At 74.8% G+C, this 21,741-nt stretch carries 21 protein-coding genes; 12 read left to right on the forward strand and 9 right to left on the reverse strand.

Annotated elements, in window-relative coordinates; all coding sequences use genetic code 11:
* The first annotated feature begins 24 nt into the window (after positions 1–24).
* A complete protein-coding gene (locus tag ABTW87_RS16355; RefSeq protein WP_350651677.1) occupies positions 25–1,080 on the forward strand; it encodes a glycosyltransferase family 4 protein in 1,056 nt (351 codons plus the stop codon).
* A 14-nt stretch (positions 1,081–1,094) separates the two neighbouring features.
* Here the strand turns inward: ABTW87_RS16355 and ABTW87_RS16360 are convergent, their stop codons facing one another.
* Positions 1,095–2,651, reverse strand: coding sequence for a serine/threonine-protein kinase (locus ABTW87_RS16360; RefSeq protein ID WP_350651633.1), 1,557 nt, complete (start codon positions 2,649–2,651; stop codon positions 1,095–1,097).
* 120 nt (positions 2,652–2,771) lie between these two features.
* Between ABTW87_RS16360 and ABTW87_RS16365 the strand changes: the two genes are divergently transcribed.
* From ABTW87_RS16365 to cutA, 3 genes are read left to right on the forward strand one after another with little or no spacing between them, the layout of a single operon-like run.
* On the forward strand, positions 2,772–3,602 hold the full coding sequence (locus ABTW87_RS16365; protein WP_350651634.1) for a patatin-like phospholipase family protein: 831 nt from the start codon (positions 2,772–2,774) through the stop codon (positions 3,600–3,602).
* Positions 3,602–4,618: a 1-acyl-sn-glycerol-3-phosphate acyltransferase gene (locus tag ABTW87_RS16370; protein WP_350651635.1), complete on the forward strand. Its 1,017-nt coding sequence runs from the start codon at positions 3,602–3,604 to the stop codon at positions 4,616–4,618. The genes ABTW87_RS16365 and ABTW87_RS16370 overlap by 1 nt, the downstream gene beginning before the upstream one ends.
* Positions 4,619–4,627: 9 nt before the next feature.
* Positions 4,628–4,948, forward strand: coding sequence for a divalent-cation tolerance protein CutA (cutA, locus tag ABTW87_RS16375; RefSeq protein WP_350651636.1), 321 nt, complete (start codon positions 4,628–4,630; stop codon positions 4,946–4,948).
* Positions 4,949–5,130: 182 nt separating this feature from the next.
* Here cutA and ABTW87_RS16380 read toward each other — a convergent pair whose 3' ends face one another.
* Positions 5,131–5,355, reverse strand: coding sequence for a flavin reductase (locus tag ABTW87_RS16380; RefSeq protein ID WP_350651637.1), 225 nt, complete (start codon positions 5,353–5,355; stop codon positions 5,131–5,133).
* A gap of 23 nt (positions 5,356–5,378) precedes the next feature.
* Positions 5,379–5,624, reverse strand: a complete 246-nt coding sequence (locus ABTW87_RS16385; RefSeq protein WP_350651638.1) for a hypothetical protein — start codon at positions 5,622–5,624, stop codon at positions 5,379–5,381.
* 197 nt (positions 5,625–5,821) lie between these two features.
* On the opposite strand from ABTW87_RS16385, the gene ABTW87_RS16390 reads away from it, so the two are divergent.
* The 7 genes from ABTW87_RS16390 to ABTW87_RS16420 all read left to right on the forward strand — a co-directional run bounded on the left by ABTW87_RS16390 (position 5,822) and on the right by ABTW87_RS16420 (position 13,955).
* Positions 5,822–6,589, forward strand: coding sequence for a helix-turn-helix domain-containing protein (locus ABTW87_RS16390; RefSeq protein WP_350651639.1), 768 nt, complete (start codon positions 5,822–5,824; stop codon positions 6,587–6,589).
* Complete coding sequence (locus ABTW87_RS16395; RefSeq protein WP_350651640.1) at positions 6,580–6,792, forward strand: DUF397 domain-containing protein; 213 nt, start codon at positions 6,580–6,582, stop codon at positions 6,790–6,792. Before ABTW87_RS16390 ends, ABTW87_RS16395 begins: the two co-directional genes overlap by 10 nt.
* Positions 6,789–7,583, forward strand: coding sequence for an inositol monophosphatase family protein (locus ABTW87_RS16400; RefSeq protein ID WP_350651641.1), 795 nt, complete (start codon positions 6,789–6,791; stop codon positions 7,581–7,583). The genes ABTW87_RS16395 and ABTW87_RS16400 overlap by 4 nt, the downstream gene beginning before the upstream one ends.
* A gap of 47 nt (positions 7,584–7,630) precedes the next feature.
* A complete protein-coding gene (locus tag ABTW87_RS16405; protein ID WP_350651642.1) occupies positions 7,631–11,242 on the forward strand; it encodes an SCO7613 C-terminal domain-containing membrane protein in 3,612 nt (1,203 codons plus the stop codon).
* Between the two features lie 164 nt (positions 11,243–11,406).
* Entirely contained in the window at positions 11,407–12,456 is a 1,050-nt protein-coding gene (locus ABTW87_RS16410) for a fatty acid desaturase family protein (RefSeq protein ID WP_350651643.1), read from the forward strand.
* Positions 12,457–12,513: 57 nt separating this feature from the next.
* Positions 12,514–12,807: a 4a-hydroxytetrahydrobiopterin dehydratase gene (locus ABTW87_RS16415; RefSeq protein ID WP_350651644.1), complete on the forward strand. Its 294-nt coding sequence runs from the start codon at positions 12,514–12,516 to the stop codon at positions 12,805–12,807.
* Positions 12,804–13,955, forward strand: coding sequence for an FHA domain-containing protein (locus tag ABTW87_RS16420; protein ID WP_350651645.1), 1,152 nt, complete (start codon positions 12,804–12,806; stop codon positions 13,953–13,955). Before ABTW87_RS16415 ends, ABTW87_RS16420 begins: the two co-directional genes overlap by 4 nt.
* 55 nt (positions 13,956–14,010) lie before the next feature.
* On the opposite strand, the gene rocD is transcribed toward ABTW87_RS16420, so the two are convergent.
* The 3 genes from rocD to ABTW87_RS16435 all read right to left on the reverse strand — a co-directional run bounded on the left by rocD (position 14,011) and on the right by ABTW87_RS16435 (position 17,033).
* On the reverse strand, positions 14,011–15,225 hold the full coding sequence (gene rocD, locus ABTW87_RS16425) for an ornithine--oxo-acid transaminase (RefSeq protein WP_350651646.1): 1,215 nt from the start codon (positions 15,223–15,225) through the stop codon (positions 14,011–14,013).
* On the reverse strand, positions 15,222–16,037 hold the full coding sequence (gene ddaH, locus ABTW87_RS16430; protein ID WP_350651678.1) for a dimethylargininase: 816 nt from the start codon (positions 16,035–16,037) through the stop codon (positions 15,222–15,224). The genes rocD and ddaH overlap by 4 nt, the downstream gene beginning before the upstream one ends.
* 312 nt (positions 16,038–16,349) lie before the next feature.
* Entirely contained in the window at positions 16,350–17,033 is a 684-nt protein-coding gene (locus tag ABTW87_RS16435; protein WP_350651647.1) for a DMT family transporter, read from the reverse strand.
* Between the two features lie 315 nt (positions 17,034–17,348).
* Here ABTW87_RS16435 and ABTW87_RS16440 point away from each other — a divergent pair, with 315 nt between their 5' ends.
* Positions 17,349–18,155 carry an Fpg/Nei family DNA glycosylase gene (locus ABTW87_RS16440; protein WP_350651648.1) on the forward strand — a complete coding sequence of 269 codons (807 nt, stop codon included), beginning with the start codon at positions 17,349–17,351 and terminating at the stop codon, positions 18,153–18,155.
* A 46-nt stretch (positions 18,156–18,201) separates the two neighbouring features.
* On the opposite strand, the gene ABTW87_RS16445 is transcribed toward ABTW87_RS16440, so the two are convergent.
* From ABTW87_RS16445 to ABTW87_RS16455, 3 genes are all read right to left on the reverse strand, one after another.
* On the reverse strand, positions 18,202–19,068 hold the full coding sequence (locus ABTW87_RS16445) for an aminoglycoside phosphotransferase family protein (protein WP_350651649.1): 867 nt from the start codon (positions 19,066–19,068) through the stop codon (positions 18,202–18,204).
* A 75-nt stretch (positions 19,069–19,143) separates the two neighbouring features.
* Positions 19,144–20,523, reverse strand: a complete 1,380-nt coding sequence (locus ABTW87_RS16450; RefSeq protein WP_350651650.1) for an FAD-dependent oxidoreductase — start codon at positions 20,521–20,523, stop codon at positions 19,144–19,146.
* Between the two features lie 4 nt (positions 20,524–20,527).
* Positions 20,528–21,685 carry a carboxylate-amine ligase gene (locus tag ABTW87_RS16455; RefSeq protein ID WP_350651651.1) on the reverse strand — a complete coding sequence of 386 codons (1,158 nt, stop codon included), beginning with the start codon at positions 21,683–21,685 and terminating at the stop codon, positions 20,528–20,530.
* Positions 21,686–21,741 lie beyond the last annotated feature (56 nt).

Genomic DNA, 21,741 nt, shown 5'->3' on the forward strand with positions numbered 1-21,741 from the left:
GCTGAGCGGCGGCTGCGGATCGCCATGGTGGTCCCGCCGTGGTTGTCGGTGCCGCCGCCCGGCTACGGCGGGCTGGAGCACGTCGTCGCCGGACTGGTGGACGGGCTCGTCGCCCGTGGCCACGCCGTCACGCTGTTCGGGGCGGGCGAGGGGACCGGCACCGCCGCCCGCTTCGTGTCGACCGTCCCGCAACTGCAGTACGACCGGCTCGGCGAGTCCCTGCCCGAACTGGCCCACCTCGCTCAGGTGAACCACCTCATCGGCCCGGACGACTTCGACGTCATCCACGACCACACGACCATCGGCCCGCTGGTGGCCGGGCGACGGGCGGTGCCGACGGTGGCCACCGTGCACGGCAACCCGGTGGGGGAGTACGGCACGGTGCTCAGCGACACCGACCGTGGCGTCGGCCTGGTCGCAATCTCCCACGCCCAGCGGCGGCTCAACCCGGGGCTGCCGTGGGTCGGCACCGTGCACAACGCGCTCGACGTCGAGGGCATCCCCCACAAGCGGGTCCCCGGCCGGGGACCGGTGCTCTGGCTGGCCCGGTTCAGCCCGGACAAGGGGCCGGACGTCGCCATCCGCGCCTGCCGCGCGGCGGGCCTGCCGCTGGTCCTCGCCGGCAAGTGCAACGAACCCGCCGAGCACCGCTACTACCAGGAGGTGGTCCGCCCGATGCTGGGCGACGACGTCACGGTGGTGCTCGACGCCGACCGGGCGGCCACGTACCGGCTGCTCCTCGACGCCCGGTGCCTGGTCATGCCGATCCAGTGGGAGGAACCGTTCGGGATGGTGATGCTGGAGGCGATGGCCACCGGGACCCCGGTCGTGGCGTTGAACCGCGGCTCGGTGCCGGAGTTGGTCGAGCCCGGCCGCACCGGCTTGATCTGCGCGGGGGCGGACGAGTTGCCCGCGGCGCTGCGGGCGGCGACCGGGCTGGACCCGGCGGCCTGCGTCGCCCACGTCGCGGAGAACTTCTCCACCGCGCGGCTGACGGAGGGCTACGAGGCGGTCTTCCGGCGGTTCGTCGCCGAGGCCGCCGCCCCGGTCCGCGAACCGGCCCGCGTCGCCGCCCGCTGAAGCCAGCCGGCCGATCAGGCCCGGGCCACCGCGAGGGCGGCGACGGCGCTGTCGAGCTTCGCCGCGTACGCCTCGGTGATCGCGCCGTCGCGCAGGCGGACGGCGACCTTGTCGCGCAGCCGGGCCACCCGCTCGGCGAGGTCGTCCTGGCCGGTGCGGGCGGCGTCGGTCAGGTTGCGCAGCTCGTTGCGGAAGTCCACGCCGACGTCCGAGCGGATGCCACCGTCGCTGAGCCCGGCGCCGATCACCCCGTCCAGCCGGTTGACCGCGGCCACCAGGCTGTCGCCGTCCGGGCTGGGCGCCGGCACCGGGGTGCCCGTGGTGGGCGCCGGCCGGCCGCTCGGCGTCGCCACCACGTCCGGCGCGCCGGACGGGGACGGGTCGACCGGCCCGGCCGAGGGCTGTGACCGGGGCGGGGAGGCTTCCTCCTGCCGCAGCGCCGGCACTGCCACCGCGGCGCCGACGACCAGCACGATCGGGGCGACCAGCACGGGCCGCAGCCGGCGACGTCGCCCTCGCTCCGTCGCGGGCGGCGCGGTGGTCGTACCGGGATCCGCCTGCCTCGGCGGGTGGTCCGCGCCCTCCGGGTCGACCGGCCCCCGACCCGTGTCGGCCGGGTCCGGCTCCGCGGCGGTCGGGTCCCGGTCCGTGGCGGTCTGCGGCGGCTGGCCGGCCGGCGCGCCGAGCGCGGGCAGGGTGAGGGTCGGGGCGAGCATCGTCGCGGCCTGCGGATCGGCGGGGAGCATCTGGTCGCGCAGCACCGTGGCGACCTGCCGGGCGGTCGGCCGCGCGGCCGGGTCCCGCGCCAGGCAGCGCAGGCACACCCGGGCCACCTCCGGCGGCAGGCCCGGCACGTCGCCGAGCGTGGGCGCGGCGCCCTCGACCAGCGCCGAGCTGAGCTGCTCCCAGGTGTCGGCCGGGTACGGCACCCGCCCGCTCAGCGCCTCGAACAGCAGCACGCCGAGGGAGTAGACGTCGGTGGCCGGCTGGGCGGGCGCGCCGTCCAGGCGTTCCGGAGCGACGTACGCGGGGGTGCCGAAGGTGCCGCCGTCCTCGTCCTCGTCCGGTGCGCCGATCCGGGTGGCGATGCCGAAGTCGAGCACCTTGGCGCCGGTCCGGGTCATCATCACGTTGGCCGGGGTGACGTCCCGGTGCACGATGCCCAGCCGGTGCGCGGCCGCGAGCGCGTCGGCCACCTGTGCGCCGATCTCGACCGCCTCCGCCCAGGGCAGCGGGCCCTCGGTCAGCCGCAGCTCCAGCTCCTCGCCGGCCAGCAGCTCCATCACCACGTACGAGGTGATCGTCCCGTCCGGGGCGACCGTCTCGCCGTAGTCGTGCACCGACGTCACGTGCGGGTGGTCCAGCTGGGCGGCGGCGCGCGCCTCCTCCCGGACCATGTCCCGGAACCGGGCGTCGGCGGCGAGGGACGGCACGAGGACCTTCAGGGCGACCACCCGGTCCAGCACCTCGTCGTGTGCCCGCCAGATCACCGACATGCCGCCGGCGCCGATCTGGTCGATGAGCCGGTACCTGCGGGACAGCAACCGGCCGGGATGCAGTGCCGGCTTCACGGATCGCACCTGCCTCGGGGTGGGAGCGCTATCAGGTTGCGTGAATGTTTCCCACCTGTCAACGGTCCCCCCGTAACACCTGGAACGGGCGTGCGGCGCGGCCGTGCCAGGATGAGGAGCATGGGGCGGGGACCGGTGGCGTTCGTGCTCGGGGGCGGCGGCGTCCTCGGCGCGGTCGAGGTGGGCATGCTGCGGGCGCTGTTCCGCGCCGGCATCCAGCCCGACCTGGTGCTCGGCACGTCGATCGGCGCGGTCAACGGCGCCCTGGTGGCCGCCGATCCCACCGAGGCGGTCACCGACCGCCTGGTCCGGCTCTGGGCCTCGCCCGAGGCGAGCGAGGTGTACGGCGACTCGGTGGCCCGGCAGCTGCGCCGGTTCGCCGCGCGTACCCACCTGCACTCGCCACGCCCGCTGCGCAAGTTGCTGGAGAGCGAACTCGGCGCGGACACCACCTTCGAGGACCTGCGGGTGCCGTTCCGCTGCTGCGCGGCGAACATCGAGCGCGCCGCCGAGTACTGGTTCGACAGTGGGCCGGTGGTGCCGGCCGTCCTCGCCAGCGCCTCCGTGCCGGGGCTGCTGCCCCCGGCCCGCATCGGCGGCCAGCACTACATCGACGGGGGCATCGTCAACTCGATCCCGATCGGCGAGGCGGTGGCCGCCGGGGCGGCGCGGATCTTCGTACTCCAGGTGGGCCGGATCGAACGGGAGCTGAGCCCGCCCCGGCGGCCCTGGGAGATCGCCCAGGTCGCGTTCGAGATCGCCCGCCGGCACCGGTTCGCCCGGGAGCTGGCGGCCGTGCCCCTCGGGGTGGAGGTGCACGTGCTGCCGACCGGAGGGCTGCGGCCCCGCGACGACACGCCGTGGGCGTACCGGGACATGGCGGCGGTGGGCCGGCGGATCAGCCGGGCGTACACGGCCACCCGGCACTACCTGGCCCAGTTGGAGCGCTGATGCCGCTACCACCCCGGTGGCTGCGCCGGCTGCTCCTCGCACCGGGCGTGGTGCTGCTCGCCGTCCTCATGGTGACGACGGTGCCCGTCTGGGCCCTGCTCGCCCTGGCCGTCTCGCCGTTCGTCCCGGGCCGGCTGCGGCCGCTGCGGCTGTTCTGGATCGGTGTGGTCTACCTGATCTGGGACGCTGCGGCCCTGATCGCGCTCTTCGCGCTCTGGGTGGCCTCCGGTTTCGGCTGGCGGGTGCGGTCCCCGGCCTTCCAGCGGGCGCACTACGTGCTCGCCGGCTGGTTCCTGCGGGTGCTGTTCTGGCAGGCCCGGTGGACGCTGCGACTGTCCATCGAGGTGGCCGGCGCGGACCCGGACACCGCCCTGCCCGGCCGGCCGGAGCTGGTGGTGTGCCGGCACGCCGGACCCGGCGACTCGTTCATCCTGATCCACGCCCTGGTCAACTGGTTCCGCCGGGAGCCGCGGATCGTGCTCAAGGACAGCCTCCAGTGGGACCCGGCGATCGACGTGCTGCTCAACCGGCTGCCGAGCCGCTTCATCGCACCGGGCCCGGACGGCCGCGGCACGGTCACCGAGCAGATCGGGTACCTGGCCACCGGCCTGGACGACGACGACGCCTTCGTGATCTTCCCCGAGGGCGGCAACTTCACCCCGAAGCGCCGGCTCCGGGCCATCGAGCGGCTGCGCGAGTTGGGCCACGACCTGATGGCGCTGCGGGCGGAACGGCTGCGGCACGTGCTCGCCCCGCAGCCGGGCGGGCTGCTCGCCGCGCTGGAGGCCGCTCCCGACGCCGGCGTCATCTTCGTGGCGCACACCGGCCTGGACCGGATGCTCACCGTCGCCGACGTGTGGCGGGAACTGCCCATGGACAAGCGGATCGTGATGCGCTTCTGGTCCGTGCCGCCGGAGGAGGTGCCGGCCGGCAAGCAGGAGCGCATCGACTGGCTCTTCGACTGGTGGGGACGCATCGACGCGTGGATCGCGGCCAACCGGGACGGCGCCGCGTAGGGTGCGCTCGTGGACCAGATCTGCGTGGTGACGACGGTGGTGGACGCACGCTCGGTCGCTGACGTGCTCGCGGCCGCGGCCGTGGCCGGCCGGCTGGCGGCCTGCGCCCAGGTTGGCGGCCAGGTGGACAGCACCTACTGGTGGCGGCAGGGTGTGGAGACCAGCACCGAGTGGTCCGTGCAGTTCAAGACCGCGCCCGACCGGGTCGGCGCGCTGGTCGAGCAGATCAAGGCCAGCCACCCGTACGAGGTACCGGAGATCCTGGTGTCCCGGGTGGACAGCGGCAACCCCGACTACTCCGCCTGGGTGTACGAACACACCCGCCCGTAGGTCCACGCGGCTCTCCGGGATGGTCCGCGCCACCTGTCGGGCGTGTCGTCGGGCGAACTGTGGTCGCTCACGTGCGGTATTCCTCTCCGGCATAAATATGCCGGAGAGGAATACCGCCGCAGTGCGATGTTCCTTCTCCACGCGACACGCCGGTGCCGGGCCGCCCACCCCGCCAGGCCCAGCTAGCGGGCTCGGGCCCAACCCGTGAAGCGTTCGGCCAGGCACCCCGGCGGCGGCACGTCACCGAGCCCGGCCAGCTGGCGGGCGGCTTCTTCCTGGCAGGTGGCGAGGTAGACCAGGAGAGCGGTCCGATCGTTGCGGTACTCGCCCAGCAGGCGCAGCTTCGCCGGCGAGCAGGGCCAGGCGATGCCGCACGCCCGGCAGCGCCACGTCGGGCGGGACGGCACGTGCTCGGTCCTGCGCCGGTGCCTCACCGCACCCGCACCGGCTCGATCTCAGTGACCAGGTCGAGCCGGACCTCGGCAAATCGCTCCCGGGGCGCCACCGACCAGTCGGGGCGGATCTCGCGGCCCTTGAGCCGGACCCACACCTTGCCGTCAGCCACCTCGCTCGCGACGACCTCCGTGATGGTCAGGGTCAGCGGGCCGGTGCCGAACCGGTAGCCCTGCTCGGGAACGCGGATCGTCGTGTTCGGGGCGAGGTTGATCGGGCGCACGGCGGCCTCCTTCGGGTCGTGGAGGGGGCCGCCCCGGGTGCTCGATCAGGGGGCGGCCCCGACAGCGCGACCGGCGGGTCTCGGGTCCACCACCGGCTCACACCGTCCTCTTCAGACCAACTTGCCGTTTGCGGTCGGACAACTACACCCCGTAGCGATATGGTCGCCAGAAATCCAGGACATCTGATGGAGGGCCGATGAACGACGCACTTCGGGCTGCCCTGAACGAGACCGGCCACACCACGGAATCGCTCGCGGAACGGGTGGGTGTCGACCCGAAGACGACCTCCCGCTGGCTCGCCGAGGGTCGCATTCCGCACCCGAGGCACCGGGCGGCGGCTGCCGAGGTCCTCGGTCGGGACGTGGCGGACATATGGCCGGACACTTCGAGACGTCGAGATCTGACCTGGTTCCGTCCGTGGCAGGAGATTGAGCGCGAGGCAATCTCGCTGCGCTGGTTCGAGGCAAACGTCCTGCCCGGGTTGCTCCAGACGGAGGGTTACGCCCGCGCGGTGCTGACCGCCGCCGGCCGGCACGCTCCCGGCGACATCGAGCGGCTGGTGGCCGGGCGGCTCGCCCGCCAGGGCATCCTCCGCCGGGACGATCCTCCACAATTCACCGCCGTGGTGGACGAGGCCGTGCTGCGGCGGCCGGTCGGTGGCCGGGAGACCATGCGGGAGCAGTTGCGCGCCCTGGTCGCCGCGTGCGCGGCACCGCACGTGCGGCTGCACGTCGTGCCCGCCGCGGTCGGCGCGTACGCCGGGCTGAACGGGCCGTTCGTCATCGCGGCCAGTGCCGACCACCGGATGGCCGGCTATCTGGACACTCAGTTGCAGGGGCAAGTGGTTAGCGATCCCGCAGACATCGCGGCGATACTGGCAGCGTGGGAGAACGTGCGGGGCGAGGCGCTGTCCCACTGGCAGTCAGTCGACCTGATCGCGGAAGTGGCGGAGTCATGGACCTGAATGGTGCCCGGTGGCGCAAGAGCAGCCGCAGCAGCGGCAACGGTGGGGCCTGCGTCGAGGTCGCCGACAACCTGCCCGGTGTCGTGGGTGTCCGCGATTCGAAGGACCCGGCCGGGCCGGCCCTGGTCTTCACCCCGGACGCCTGGCGGGCCTTCGTCGGCCGGGTCGCCGGGGCGGAGCCGATCGGACACCCGTCCCGGTGACCGACCCGTACGCGGGCCTCGCCGACGTCGAGGTCGCGGTGACCGCCGCCCGTGCCGGCGCCGACGTGGTACGCGAGCTGTACGGGAGGCGCCTCGATCGCGTCGACAAGGGCGGCGGGGACTTCGCCACCGTCGCCGATCTGGCGGCCGAGCGGAGGATCCTCGACGTTCTTCGCGCCGCGCGGCCGGACGACGGGGTGCTCGGCGAGGAGGGCGGACGGCAGGGCGGGGCCGACGCCGCACGCCAGTGGCTGGTCGACCCGCTGTGCGGGACGCTGAACTACGCCGCCGGCAGCATGCTGGTGGCCGTCAACGTGGCGCTGCGCGAGGGGCCGGCGGCGGTGGCGGATCCGTTCAACCGCGAGATCTTCCACACCGACGGTACGACCGCCCGGCTCCGGCAGGACGGTGTGGACTCGCCGTTGACGCCCGCCCCCGACACCCGCCTGGTCGACGTCAACCTCGATCCGCCGTTCCCGAGCGCACCCGCGTTCCGGGCCGTGGACCTGCTGGCCCATCCCCGGTTCGTCGAGCGGTTCCGGCCGCGGGTCGTGTCGACGACGCTGGCGCTGGCCTGGGTCGCGGCCGGCCGGCGTGCCGCGTACGTCACCGACGGCGGTGACCTGTCGGGGAGCGTGCACTTCGCCGCCGGCATCGCGCTGTGCCGCGCCGCCGGTTGCGTGGTCAGCGGGATCGACGGCGGTCCGGTCGGGCCGGCGGGCCGGGGGCTCGTGGCGGCCGCCGACGCGGAGACCCACGAGCTGCTGCTGTCGATCATCAGTCGGGACTAGGTACGCGCACTCTGGTCCGATGATCTCCGCTGGCCGAGGATGGCCGCGTGGAGAACTCCGCCTACCCCTGTCCCGCCTGCGGTGCGCCGGCCGATCTCGGCACCGGCTGCTCCGGGTGTGGCCGCCCGCCGTACCCGCCGGCGGCCGAGGTGATCCGGCTCGACCGGGAGATCGTCACCCTCGCCGCGGAGGTGGAGCGGGCGCGCCAGGCGTACCAGCAGGTCGCGGACCGGCTGGGTGCGGCCCGGCAGCGTCGGACGGCGCTGGCCGCCGCGATCCGCGCGGAGTTCCCGGCAGCGGTTCCCGCGCGACCCTCGGCGCCGGGCCGTCCGGCCGCGCTGCCGGTGGCCGGGCCGGTGCCAGCGCGGCCCGGCGGCGCGGAGACCTCCACCCGCACGGTGCAGGGCGTGCTGTTCGTCCTCGGCGGACTGCTGCTCGGCACCGCCGCCGTCGTCTTCACCGCGGTGGCCTGGGCGACCGTCGGGGTCGTCGGCCGGGCGCTGATCCTGGCGGCGGTCACCGCGCTGTTCCTGGCCGTGCCGCTGGTGGCGGTGCGGCGCGGGCTACGGGGGACCGCGGAGACCATCGCCGCGGTGGGCCTGCTGCTGGTGCTCCTCGACGGGTACGCCGCCTGGGCGGTAGACCTGGGTGGGGTGACCGGCTGGCCGGGCACCCGGTACGCCGCGCTGGTCGGGGGGGCCGGCGCGGCGGTCGCCGCCGGGTACGCCCGGCTCAGCCGGCTCACCGTGCCCTGGTTCGCCGCCCTGCTGACGGTGCAGCCGGTGCTGCCGCTGGCCGCGGCCGAGTTCCGGCCGTCGGCGGGCGGCTGGGCGGTGGTGCTGGTCGGCGTGGCCGTCGTGAACCTGCTGGTGGCGGTTCCGCTGCGTGCCGGCGGGGGGCCGGTCGTCCTGGCCGGGCTCGTGGTCGCCTGGCTCGGGTACGCCGCCGCGCTGGCCGTCGCGGCCGGCTGCGCGCTGGTGCCGCTGGCGGCCGGGCGGTTCGCCGGTACGCCGGTGCTGGCCGGGCTTCCGCTGCTGCTGGTGGCGGCGACCCTCCTCGCGGCGGCACTGCTCGCCGGCGGGCCGGTGTTCCGGCGGGTGGCGGGCGCGCTGCTGGTGCCGGTGCTGGCGGCCACGATGCTGCGGCCGGTCGCCGAGCTGCGCGAGGGCCTGCTGCTGGTGCTGTCGGCACTGGTGGTGCTGCTCCTCGCCGGGGCCGTCCGGTCGCTGCCGGCCAGGTGGCGGACCGGCCCCCTGGTCGGGGCGCTGGTGGTGACCGGCGTCCTGGCGCAGGTCGCCGCGGTGGCGGTGGTGACCGTGGCCGGGGGCGCGGTCGTCCGCTCGCTGCCGCCGTGGCAGGACGCCGGGCCGGGGCCGGTGCTCGACTGGGGGTGGCAGCTCCCGGTCGCGGTGGCGGCCGTCGTGGCCGCCGCCACCCTGCTGCTGCCCCGGACCGTACGGCTCCCGCTGACCGCGGCCGGCGCCGGGGCGACCGTGCTCGCCGTGCCGGCCGGGTGGGCCGCGCCCTGGCCGGCGGTGGTGGCGCTGGACCTCGTGGCGGCGGTGGCGCTGCTCGGGTTCGCGGTAGGTCGCCGGCCGGCCCGGTCCGCGCCGGTCCTCGCGTCGGCGGTGACCGGGGCCGCTCTGCTCGGGCACGGGCTGCTGGTCGGTCTCGCCGCGCCGGCCGGTGCCGGAGCGGCGCTCGCGGTGGCCGGTCTGGCCGGGCTCGTCGTCGCCGCGCTCGGCCGGCGGGGCAGTGGTGTGCAACGCGGCGTGGCGGGCGGCGGGCTCGCCGCCGTCCTGCTTGTCGTGCCGGCCGGTGCCACCCTCGCGACGTTCGCCGGGGGCGCGCCGGAGTGGTGGCAGGCCCGGGCCGCGCTCGCCGCCGCCGCGCTGCTGCCGGCAGGCCTGCTCGCGGTCCGTCGACACTGGCCGGACCTCACCCGGTACGCGTCGACCGCGCTCGCCGTGGCGCTCGTGCCGGTCGGCCTGGCGCCGGTGGCGGTGGCGGGCGACGAACCGGTGACGCTGTACGCCGCCCTGACGGTCCTGCTCGCCGCGTTCGGCCTCGTCGTCGCGGGCAGCGGTCCCGTCCTGGTCACCGCCGGCGTCGGCCTGTCGGCGGTGGCGGTGGCCGCTCTCCTGCCGGTGGTGCTCACCGCGCTGCTCGGCCCGTACGGCGACGTGCCGGCCTGGTCGGGGGTGCCGGCGGTCGAGGCGGTGCCGGGTGACGTGCCCGCCGGGCTGGCGCTGCTCGCGCTGGCGGCCGCCGCCCCGCTGACGGTCCTCGCGACGGCGCTGCCCGGTGATGGCCGGTCGACCGGCGCGGAACGCGGCATCCCGGGGTCACCGGACGGCGGGACCGCCCCACCTGCCGCATCCCGGGTCGACCACCCGGCCGGCCGCCGGTGGCGGGCCGCCCTGGTCGCGGTGCCGTTCCTGGCGGCGGCGCTTCCGGTGCTGCTCCGGGCGGCGGGTACGCCATGGCCGGTCCTGCCGGCCGCGACCCTGCTGCTCGGCCTGGTCGCCGTGCTGGCCGCCGCCCTGCCCGCCCCGCGCCCGCTGCTGGTCCCGGTCGTCCTGCCGCTCGGGCTGGTGTTCACCGGCGCCGGGCTGTCGGGTCTGCTGGCCACCAGGGCCGGCACCCTGACCGGCCTCGCCGCGCTCGTGGTGACCGGCACCGTCATCGGCGTGGTCGGTCGGCGGGCCGTCGCCCGGCTCGCCGGGGCGCTCGCGGCGGTCGTGGCGGTGACCGCCCTCGCGATCACCGCGTCGCTGGCGGCGGGCCTGCCGTTGCGGGCGGCGGCGTTCTCGGTGCTCGCCGTCGCGGTGCTCACGCTCGCCGTCGCCGCCGCGCTGCCGCCTCCGCTGCCGGCCCGGCCGGCTCCGGCGGACGCCGCCCGCCGCGCGCAGGACACCCCGGCCGGTCACGGTGCCGCCGCCCCGGCCGTGCCGGCCCCGGCCGTCGCGGCGGGCGGCAGCTCGTGGGCGACCGTGACGACGCGACAGGCTCTGGACGCGGCCGCGCAGGCCGTCGCGGTGGTGGCGTTCCTGCTCGCCGTGGAGTCGCTGCGGCACGTGGCCGCCGTCTGCGTGCTGTGGGGTGCGGCCGTCGGGCTGCGCCTGCTGCGCCGGGGCGAGCCGGTCGAGTCGCGCTGGCTGTTCGCCGCCGTGGCCGGGGGCAGCGAACTGCTCGGCACCTGGCTGCTCCTGGCCGCCGGCGACGTCGCGGTGCTGGAGGCGTACACGCTGCCGGCGGCGGCGCTCGCCCTGGTCGCCGGGGCGGTGGCACTGCGGACCCGGCCCGGCCTGACCAGCTGGCTGGCCATCGGGCCGGGCCTCGCCGCCGGGTTGCTGCCGACCCTCGCGTCGGTGCTGGTCGCCGCCGATCCGCAGCCGCTGCGGCGGCTCCTGCTCGGGCTCGCGGCACTCGCGGCGGTGCTCGCCGGTGCCATCCGGCGCTGGCAGGCGCCGGTCGTACTCGGCGCGCTGACGCTCACCCCGCTCGCGCTTCATGAACTGGCCCGCACCTGGGACCTGCTGCCCCGGTGGATCTTCCTCGCGGCCGGTGGGCTGGCGCTGATCGGCCTGGCCGCCACCTACGAGCGGCGGCGGCGGGACCTGGCCCGGCTGCGGTCCGCCGTCGGCCGGATGAGCTGACCGGCCGGGCCGGCAATGGTGGTGGCTCCCCGGTGCCGGTAGGGCGTGCCCTACCGCCGATCCGGGGGCGTGTGGGATTACCCAGAGCAACCGATCCCGGAAGACTCAGGGACGGGGGTCGGGCGGATCGGCGCGACCGGGACCTAGATAGGAGGCGGTGCAGCATGCTGGAAGTCGTGACGGATCGACCGGTGCGGCAGGGCAGCGACTACGCCGAGTTGTCCCGGCGGATCCGGTCGGCGGGCCTGCTGGACCGCCGGCCGGCCCGGTACGCGGCCCGGATCGCGCTGACCGCCGGGCTGTTCGCCGTCACCTGGGTCGCGGTCGCCCTGGTCGGCGACTCGTGGGCCCAGGTGGCGGTCGCCGTCCTGATGGCGGTGGCCAGCACCCAGGTCGCCTTCCTCGGTCACGACGCCGGGCACCGGCAGATGTTCCGCCGGCGCGGGCCGAGCGAACTGGTCGGCCTGCTCGCCGGCAACCTCGCCGTCGGGCTCAGCTACGGCTGGTGGGTCGACAAGCACAACCGGCACCACGCCAACCCCAACCACGCCGACGAGGACCCGGACGTCGGGGCCGGTGCGCTGGTTTGGACCGAGGAGCAGGCCCGGGCCACCCGGGGCTTCGCCCGGTGGCTGGCCCGCCGGCAGGCGGTGCTCTTCTTCCCGATGCTGCTGCTGGAAGGGCTGAACCTGCACGTGGCCAGCCTGCGGGCGGTGCTCGGCCGGGATGCGGACGGGCGGTTCCGTACGCCGATGCGGCACCGGACCGCCGAAGGGGCGCTGCTGGCCGCGCACACCGTCCTCTACGCCGGCGGCCTGCTGCTGGTGATGTCGCCGGTGAAGGCGCTGGTCTTCGCCGCCGTTCACCAGGGGCTGTGGGGGCTGTACATGGGCTGCTCGTTCGCGCCGAACCACAAGGGCATGCCGATGCCGTCCGCCGACGACGACCTGGACTTCCTGCGCAAGCAGGTGCTGACTGCGCGCAACGTGCGGGGCGGGCGGATCGTCGACGCGGCGCTGGGCGGCCTCAACCTCCAGATCGAGCACCACCTGTTCCCGAACATGCCACGCGGCAACCTGCGCCGGGCCCGGCCGGTCGTCCAGGCGTACTGCGCCGAGCGGGGCGTCCCGTACGTCGAGGTGGGGCTTGTCGAGTCGTACCGGCAGGCGCTGGCGCACCTGCATGAGGTCGGCCGCCCCCTGCGCACCGGCTGACGGCGACCCGCCGCTGCTGGTCAGCGTGCCGGTTGAGGCTGCCGGTAGGGTCTCCCCATGGCAGAGGCGCTCACCGCGGAGGCGGTACGAGACGAGCTGAGCGGGCTGCCCGGCTGGTCGGGAGACCAGGCCGGCATCACCCGCACCGTGGAGCTGGCGAGCTTCCCGGAGGCCATCGCACTGGTGGACCGGGTGGCTGTGGTGGCCGAGGAGGTCGACCACCACCCCGACATCGACATCCGCTGGCGGACGGTCACGTTCCGCTGCGTCACCCACTCGGTCGGCTGCGTCACCGAGCGTGATCTGGACCTGGCCCGACGGATCGACGGCATCGTGGGGGAGCTCCGATGAGGTTCGAGATCAGCAAGGTGCTGGACGCCATCGAGGGCCGGGTCTGCACGGACCCGTCGCTGGCCCGGGCGGTGCTCGACCTGGCCGAGGTGATCCGCTACCAGGACATCGACGGCGGCCGGCCGGCCAGCCTGCTCCGGCTCGGCATGGTGATCGACGCCCTGGCCCGTCACCTGGAGGAGGACAGCGTCCCCGTCTACGCGGTGGTGCACCGGGCGATGCTGTCCGACGCCGACCTCACCTCGAACGAGCGCATGGTGGTGCGCCGGTGGGCTGACGACGGCCTCGTCGAGGTGCTCGACAACCCGGGCGACCGGATGCTGGAGGTGGCCGATCTGCTCGGCCTGCCGGTGCTCAGCCGGGCCCGGTTCGACGGGCTGCGCGGGCGCTACCCGTGGGTCACCGACGAGCCCGGCCGGGTGCTGGCCGCGGTGCCGGGGCAGGGCGGCCCGATGTTCGTCGCCCACGTCGGCGGCGGGGACACCCCGGTCGCCGGGGAGCGGTCGCCCGCGGGGGGCAAGCTGCTGGCCCGGCTCTGGCGCTGCCCGGAGTCCCCGTGCGCGCTGTTCGGCCAAGGCGGCGGGGGCGGCGCGTTCGCCGACCTGGCCGCGGTGACCGACCGCAGCCCGGTGACCCAGCCGCCGCCGAGCCTGCGCGGTGGCGTTCCGACCTGCCCCCGGCACGGCACCCGGCTGAGCGACGCGGGGCCGCGCCCCCGGTCGGCGGTTCTCGCGGTACGCATCGGTGGGCTGATCCGCCGCCGGTTCGTGCTCACCGAGTCCGAGCCGGTGCTTGTCGGCCGCGCGCCGGACACCGACGGCGGGATCGTGCTCGGCCAGTGGCTCAACGACGAGGCCCGCCGCTGGATCAGCCGCAGCCATCTGGAGCTGGAGCTACGGGTTGGCGAGATCATCGTGACCGACATCAGCACCAACGGTTCCGGCGTCCGGCCCGGCGGCTCGATGGCGGAGGCGGACCGGATCCCGCTCAAGCCGCGGCAGTCCCGGGTGCTGGCCGAGGGCGACATGGTCGAGCTGTACCCGGGCGTGCAGGTCGGCCGCCCGGACGAACTGCCGGCCGGAGCCCCGTACACGCCCGCGTCGGTGATGGCCGAGGCGCCGACGATGGCGATGCGCCTGCCGCGCTGACCAACGGAGAAGCGCCGGGACCGAACGGGCCCGGCGCTTCTCCGCGTACGAGTGCTCAGCCGGCCAGGACGGCGGCGAGCTGCGCCACCGCGTGGTCGATCTCCTCCTCGGTGATGACCAGCGGCGGGGCGAGGCGGATGGTCGAACCGTGGGTGTCCTTGGCGAGGACGCCACGCTCCATCAGCCGCTCGCAGGCCTCCCGGCCGCTCATCAGCGCCGGGTCGATGTCCAGGCCGGCCCACAGGCCCCGGCCCCGCACGGCGAGCAGACCCTTGCCGACAAGCGCCTGGAGGCCGGCGTGCAGCCGGGCGCCCAGCTCGGCGGAGCGGCGCTGGAACTCACCCGTGGCCAGCAGCCGGACGACCTCGGTCGCCACCGCGCAGGCGAGCGGGTTCCCGCCGAACGTCGAGCCGTGCTGGCCGGGCTTGAGCACACCGAGCACCTCGGCGTCCGCCGCGACGGCCGACACCGGGACGATGCCGCCGCCGAGCGCCTTGCCCAGCAGGTACATGTCCGGCACGACACCCTCGTGCTCGCAGGCGAACGTCGCGCCCGTGCGGCCCAGGCCGGACTGGATCTCGTCGGCGATGAACAACACGTTCCGCTCGGTGCACACGCGGCGTACGCCGGGCAGGTAGCCCTCCGGCGGCACGACGACGCCCTGCTCGCCCTGGATCGGCTCGAGCAGCACCGCGACCGTGTTCTCGTCGATCGCGGCGGTCAGCGCGGCCAGGTCGCCGTAGGGCACCACCGTGAAGCCCGGCGTGTACGGTCCGAAGTCGGCGCGCGCGTCCTCGTCGGTGGAGAAGCTGACGATGGTCGTGGTGCGGCCGTGGAAGTTCCCCTCGGCCACCACGATGTTCGCCTGGCCCGGTGCGACGCCCTTGACCTGGTAGCCCCACTTGCGGGCCACCTTGATGCCGGTCTCCACGGCCTCGGCGCCGGTGTTCATCGGCAGCACCAGGTCCTTGCCGCAGAGCTCGGCCAGCTCCCGGCAGAAGTCGGCGAACTGGTCGTGGATGAAGGCGCGGCTGGTCAGGGTCAGCTTGTCCAGCTGGGCGTGCGCGGCCCCGATCAGGGCCGGGTGGCGGTGGCCGAAGTTCAGCGCCGAGTAGCCGGCCAGGCAGTCGAGGTAGCGACGGCCGTCCACGTCGGTCAGCCAGGCGCCCTCGGCCGAGGAGATCACCACCGGCAGCGGGTGGTAGTTGTGCGCGGTCCACCGCTCCGCGTCGCGGACCGCATCCGGCGTCCGCAGCTTGTCCTCGATCACTTGCTCGCCTTTCCCTGACGGAGTCGCAACGTGCAGCACTTCGGGCCACCGCCGGCCTTGCGCAGCTCGGACAGGTCGATCCCGATTGTCTCGTAACCCCGGTCCCGCAGCTTCGCGGCCAGGTCGGTGGCCTGCGCCGGCAGCACCACGTGCCGGCCGTCGCTCACCGCGTTGAGGCCCAGCACCTCGGCGTCGGCCATGGTCGCGTGGACGGCGTCCGGGAAGAGCCGCCGCAGCACGGCCTGGCTGCCGGGGGAGAAGGCCTCCGGCAGGTACGCGACGGTCCGCTCGTCGAGCACGGTCAGCGCGGTGTCCAGGTGGTAGAAGCGCGGGTCGACCAGCTGCATGGTGATCACCGGGTAGCCGAAGACCTCCTGCAGCTGCGCGTGCGAGGCGTGCGCGGTGCGGAACCCGGTGCCGGCCAGCAGGTGGTCGCCGGCCAGCAGGACGTCGCCCTCGCCCTCGTTGACGTGCTTCGGGTCGTACAGCTCGAAGCCGGCGGCCTCGAACCAGGCGCGGTACGCGGGCGCCTCGTCGGCGCGCTGCGGGTCCCGGAACTGCACGGCCATGGCCCTGCCGTCGATGACCGTGCCGCCGTTGGCCGCGAAGACCATGTCGGGCAGGCCGGGCAGCGGAGTGATCTCCTCGACGGTGTGGCCCAGGTCCCGGTAGATCTGGCGCAGTTGCTCCCACTGCCGGATCGCCAGGTCGGCGTCCACCGGCGCGGTCGGGTCCATCCACGGGTTGATCGCGTAGTCGACGGCGAAGTACGTCGGCCGGCACATCAGGAAGCGCTGGCTGGTGGCGTCCATCGTCATTGTCCTGCTCCCAGGGGTCGGGCGCGCCCGGCCACCTTCGGCCCGCGGGCTGGCGCCGTTATCCAACGGTATGTGGCGCGAGCCGGCAGGATCCACCGCAGGACCTTGCACAAGCCGTCGGATCGTTGCTTCTGACCCTGGTTCGGCGGCATTTCGTTGCGTCCAGGCCCGGACACACTTCGGGGGCGGCGAACCGCCGCCCCCGAATCGGGTGTCGCCCGACTGGTGAACCACCAGTCTGGTCGGGCTCGTGCCGGTGAACCACCGGCGTCGCCGGCGCACCACCGGCGGCCCGGACAGTGCCCGCTAGAAGCGATCCACAAACTGTGAGTCGAGCCACTCCCGGAACCGCGTCACCCAGTCGCCGTCGGTGGTCGGCCAGTCGAACTGGCCGGTCATCGCCAGGACGCCGAGGACCACGGCGCCGAGCCCGGCCACGATGCCCAGCAGGGCGTCCGTCGTACCCGCGACGTGCCGCCGCCGCGTGGCCATCAGGCCCAGGACGGCGAGGACCGCGCCAGCGGTGCCGAGCCCGATCCCGTACCCGGCCAGCGCGCCGGTGAGCACGAACAGCAGACCGGCGACCGCCGTGATCAGCCCGATCGTGGCGAGCAGGCTGGCCCGCGGCTTCGGGCCGGCGACCACCGGCCGCTCCGCCCGGTCCGGCACGCCGTCGCCGTCCCGGTCGGCCCGCGTCGCGGTGTCGTCCCGGTCGGCCCGCGTCGCGGTGCCGTCCCGGTCCAGGTCCGTGGTCCGGCCGTCGAGCGTCCGCTCGGTCGCGGGGTCGGCCGCGGTGCGCGTACCCGGGGCCTCCCGGCCGGATCGGGTGGCCGCGCGTGCCGCGGCGGCCCGGTCGGCGGCCCGGCGGTCGGCGTCGCCGTCCCGCCCGTCGGCTGCGCCGCGATGGGTGCCGGGTCCGTCGGTGTCGTCGCGGACGGCGGTGTCGTCGCGCGCCGGTTCCGTCCGGCGCGACAGGGAAGGAATTCTCACCATTTCACACCTCCTGATCGATGCGCCGGCAGCCGGTGGAGCGGGTGGCGCCCGCGCGGTAACGGTTTGGAGGTACCCAGACGTCACGATCGCGACACTCTCGCCGGCCGCGGAGGGCATCTCGCCGGACAGCACTATTCCTGACCGGCATATTCATGCCCGTCAGGAATAACGCCGAATCGCGACCGGGCCTCCCGGACGGGACAGTGGCCCGGACGGCGACCGGCGGCACCGGCGGTGGGGTGGCAGGCGCCGCCGTCCCGTCCGGCGCAGGTCGAGTGCCGGTGCCGACGCGGCTGGCTACGCTTGGCACCCGTGCCAGAGGGTCACTCCATCCACCGCCTCGCAGCCCGGCACGCCGAGCTGTTCGCCGGCGAGAAGCTGCAGGCCGCGAGCCCGCAGGGCCGTTTCGCCGAGGGCGTCGCGCGCCTGAGCGGGTCCGTCCTGGAGGCCACCGAGGCGTACGGCAAGCACCTGCTGCACCACTACGGCGGCGAGTTGACCCTGCACGTCCACCTCGGGCTGTACGGGAAGTTCACCGACGGGCCCGGTGAGCCGCCGGAGCCGGTCGGCCAGGTCCGGCTGCGCCTCGTCAGCGACGGCCACTGGCTGGACCTGCGCGGCCCGACGGCCTGCGAGCTGCTCACCCCGCCCGAGCTGGCCGCTCTGCGCGGGCGGCTCGGCCCGGATCCGCTGCGCGAGGACGCCGACCCGCAGCGGGCGTACGCCCGGATCTCCCGCAGCCCGACCCCGCTCGCAGCGCTGCTGCTCGACCAGTCGGTGGTGGCCGGCACCGGGCTGATCTTCGTCACCGAGGCGCTGTTCCGGGCGGGACTGCCGCCGACGATGCCCGGCCGGGGGCTCACCCGGGACGGCTGGGAGCTGCTCTGGCACGACCTGGTGGCCCTGATGCGGCAGGCGGTCGAGCGCGGCCGGATCGACACCGTCCGCGACGAGCACCTGCCCGAGGCGATGGGCCGGGCCGCGCGTGTCGACCGGCACGGAGGCGAGGTGTACGTCTACCGCCGCCCCGGCGCGCCGTGCCACGGCTGCGCCACCCCGGTCAGCCGGGGCGACCTCGCCGGCCGCAACCTGTACTGGTGCGCCACCTGCCAGGATTGAAGGAAGGGCCCCTTGTTAACGCCTCGGGTAGAACAAGGGCCCCTTCTTAACAGCCGTCGGCCAGCCAGCGGACGACCTCGACGTGGTCCGGGAAGACGGTTCCGGCGTCGATGCTCCAGGCCAGGGTCTGGACGACCGTCCAGGCGCGTACCCGGTCGCGGTCGAGCCCCAGCCCGGCGCTGAGCCGGTCGAGCCGCCGGAGCACGGCCGCCGGCGAGTGCCCCAGCTCCTTGCCACGGATCATCGGGACCACGCTGAACTCCCGTTCACCGGCCAGCGGCTTCGGGTCGATCACCAGCCACGGCTCGCGGGTCGCCCGCAGCACGTTGCCGGCGTGCAGGTCCTGGTTGACCAGCACCTGCACTCCCTGGCTCGACACCAGGTCGGCGGTCAGCCCGAGTGCGACCTCCAGCAGCCGCCGCTCGTACGGGCGACCGGCCCGCTCCCACTTGCCCGGCATCCGGTCGGCCCAGCCGGCCGCCTCCTCGGCGAGCGGGGTGAACGGCGGACCGGCCGGCACCCAGAGCCGGGGGATCAGCTCGACGACCGCGTCCAGCGCCGCCTCCATGGGCAGGTCGTGCAGCGGCGATCCGGGAACACACCGCTCGACCAGCAGCGCCCGGCGTTCCGGGTCGTGCGCCAGCAGCCGGACCGCGCCGTGGCCGTTCCACCGGGCGAGAGCGGTCGCCTCGTGGGCGCTCTCCGCGTCCGGATATTGAATCTTGAGTACGGCGGGAGCGCCGTCCGGCAGTTCGGCGGGCAGCGCCAGCGAGGCGAAGGCGTACGCGAAGGGCGGCCCCAGCCGCAGCGACCACCGCGCGGCGCACTCGTCGCGGAGCCCGGGCAGCGCGGCCAGCCACTCCGGCCCGCCCGCCTTGTTCCGTACCCAGCCCAGCCCTTCGGGGATCGTCACGCCGCCATCCTGCCGGGCCCGGTGTTAAGAAGGGGCCCCTGCTATGCACGAGGCGTTAACAAGGGGCCCTTCCTTTCAGCGGCCGGAGGCGGCGAGGGCGTCGACGGCCTTGCGGGCGGCGATGAGGATCGGGTCCCAGACCGGCGCGAACGGCGGGGCGTAGCCGAGATCGAGCGCAGTCATGTCGTCCACCGTCATCTTGTTCCACAGCGCCACGGCCAGGGCGTCGATGCGCTTGGCCGCCTCCGACCAGCCGACGATCTGGGCGCCGAGCAGCCGGCCGCTGGGCTTCTCGGCGATCAGCTTGACGGTCATCGGGCGGGAGCCGGGGAAGTAGCCGGCCCGGTTGGTGGACTCGGCGATCACCGACACGAACTCGAACCCGGCCGCGACCGCGTCCCGCTCGCGCAGCCCGGTGCGGCCGACCTCCAGGTCGCAGACCTTGGTCACGGCGGTGCCGATCACGCCGGGGAAGGTGGCGTACCCGCCGCCGATGTTGATGCCGGCGACCCGGCCCTGCTTGTTGGCGTACGTGCCCAACGGGATGTTCACCGGCATCCCGCTGACCCGGTGCAGGCTCTCGACGCAGTCGCCGGCCGCCCACACGCCGTCCACCCCGGGTACGCGCATGCGCCGGTCCACCCGGAGCGCGCCGCTCGGCCCGATCGGTAGCCCGGCCGCCTCGGCCAGTTCGACGTTGGGGCGTACGCCGAGACCGAGGACGACCAGGTCGGCGGGGATCGGCCCCTCCGTCGTGTGCACCGCGGACACCCGCCCGTCCCGCTCCGCCAGGCCGGTCACCCGCAGGCCGGTGCGGACCTGCACCCCCAGACCGCGCATCGCGTCGGTCGCCAGCTCGGCCATGTCCGGGTCCACCGTGGACATGGGCTGTTCGGCCTGCTCGACGAGGGTGACCGTGAGGCCGCGCCGGATCAGCGCCTCGGCCATCTCGACACCGATGTAGCCGCCGCCGACCACCACCGCCCGCCGGGGCTGCGGGTCGGCGTCCAACCAGTCGCGCAGGGCGGCACCGTCGTCGAGGGTCTGTACACCGAACACGCCGCCCACGTCGGCGAGTGCCCAGTCCGGCTGCACCGGGGCGGCGCCGGTCGCGTACATCAGGATGTCGAACCGCTCGCGGACCTCACCGCCGCGGTCGAGGTCCCGGGCGACCACCTCGCGCCGGCCCAGGTCGATGGCGGTGACCTCGTGCCGGAGCCGCACGTCGACGTGGAACTTCTCCCGGAACGTCGCCGGGTCGCGGGCGACCAGTTGGTCCCGCTCGGGCACGACGCCACTGATCCAGTACGGGATGCCGCACGCCGAATACGAGGTGAAGTGCCCCCGCTCGAACGTGACGATCTCCAGGTCGTCGGGGCCGCGGCGGCGTCGGGCCTGGGACGCCGCCGCCATGCCGGCGGCGTCGCCGCCGATGACGATCAACCGTTGCGTCACGCGTTCATCCTGTCACGGATCGATCCCGGCCACGGGTCTGCCGGGCGACGTCCTCCACCACGGCCAGCAGCTCACCGGTGCGCGCGAAGACCGCCCGCTGCCGCGCGGCGCCGCTGCCGTGCCGGCGCAGCCCGGCCAGCAGCCGGTTCACCTCGTCGAGGTCGCCGTGCCGGTCGAGCGCCGGGCGCAGCCGCGCGACCAACTGGTCGAGCAGTTCCCAGGCGGGGCGCAGCTCGCCGTCGGTGAGGTCGACGCCCTCGCCCTCCAGGCCGTCGTGGGCGGCCCGCCAGTGGGCGGCGACGAGCAGGTGGTGGTCGGTGGGGATGGGCGGGCGGCCGGCGGCGATGTCGTCCATGGCGGTGGCCACCATGCCCCGGACCAGCGCGGCCACCAGCACCGAGTCGTCCACCGACGGGCAGACGTCGCCGATGCGGATCTCCACGGTCGGGTACTTCGCCGACAGCCGGGCGTACCAGTAGAGCATTCCCTCGTCGAGCATCACGCCGCTGGCGATCAGCTGCCGGATCAGCCGCTCGTAGTGCTCGTGGGACGCGAGGAACGGCGTCGGCGCCACCGACGGCCAGCGTTCCCACTCCACCGAGCGCCAGCTCGCGTACCCGGAGTCCGCTCCGCGTGCGAACGGGGAGTTCGCGGTCACCGCCTGCAGTACCGGCAGCCAGGGCCGGACGTGGTTGAGCACCTGGACGCCGGTGTCCGGGTCCGGCACGCCGACGTGCACGTGCATGCCGTTGTTGCCGGGTCCGGGCACCAGCAGCCGGAAGCGCTCCAGCATCCGGTCGAAGCGGGGCTTGTCGACCACCGGCGGCACCGGGCCGTCGACCGGGCCGGTGCCGATCGCGAGCAGCCGGACGCCGGCCCGCTCGGCGGCGTCGGCGAGGGCGGCCCGCAGTACGCCCAGCGAGTGGCGGATCGAGCTCAGTTCCAGGCCGGGCGGGCTGCCGATCTCGATCTGGCTGGTCTGGAACTCCCGCTCGACCTGGCCCCGCAGCTCGGCGGGGACCTGGTCCATGACCAGGTCGACGGCCGGCACGGCGACCCCGGTGTGCGGGTCGACGAGCAGGAACTCCTCCTCGACACCCACGGTGAGCAGGTCGGTCCCGTCGGCCGTGCGCTCCGGCGCCGCCACCACCTGACCGGTCATCAGGAATCACCGTCCGTCTCGGCCGGTCGCGGTCCGTCCGCGCCGGGTCGGTGCAG

It is taken from the genome of Micromonospora sp. NPDC126480 (assembly GCF_040302465.1).
Classification (GTDB): Bacteria; Actinomycetota; Actinomycetes; order Mycobacteriales; family Micromonosporaceae; genus Micromonospora.

Bases quoted from the DNA above. Each gene is read 5' to 3' on its own strand.
- ABTW87_RS16355 (WP_350651677.1), top strand. From the start codon at position 25: ATGGTGGTCCCGCCGTGGTTGTCGGTGCCGCCGCCCGGCTACGGCGGG.
- ABTW87_RS16365 (WP_350651634.1), top strand. From the start codon at position 2,772: ATGGGGCGGGGACCGGTGGCGTTCGTGCTCGGGGGCGGCGGCGTCCTC.
- ABTW87_RS16370 (WP_350651635.1), top strand. From the start codon at position 3,602: ATGCCGCTACCACCCCGGTGGCTGCGCCGGCTGCTCCTCGCACCGGGC.
- ABTW87_RS16390 (WP_350651639.1), top strand. From the start codon at position 5,822: ATGAACGACGCACTTCGGGCTGCCCTGAACGAGACCGGCCACACCACG.
- ABTW87_RS16395 (WP_350651640.1), top strand. From the start codon at position 6,580: ATGGACCTGAATGGTGCCCGGTGGCGCAAGAGCAGCCGCAGCAGCGGC.
- ABTW87_RS16410 (WP_350651643.1), top strand. From the start codon at position 11,407: ATGCTGGAAGTCGTGACGGATCGACCGGTGCGGCAGGGCAGCGACTAC.
- ABTW87_RS16415 (WP_350651644.1), top strand. From the start codon at position 12,514: ATGGCAGAGGCGCTCACCGCGGAGGCGGTACGAGACGAGCTGAGCGGG.
- ABTW87_RS16420 (WP_350651645.1), top strand. From the start codon at position 12,804: ATGAGGTTCGAGATCAGCAAGGTGCTGGACGCCATCGAGGGCCGGGTC.
- ddaH (WP_350651678.1), bottom strand. From the start codon at position 16,037: ATGGACGCCACCAGCCAGCGCTTCCTGATGTGCCGGCCGACGTACTTC.
- ABTW87_RS16455 (WP_350651651.1), bottom strand. From the start codon at position 21,685: ATGACCGGTCAGGTGGTGGCGGCGCCGGAGCGCACGGCCGACGGGACC.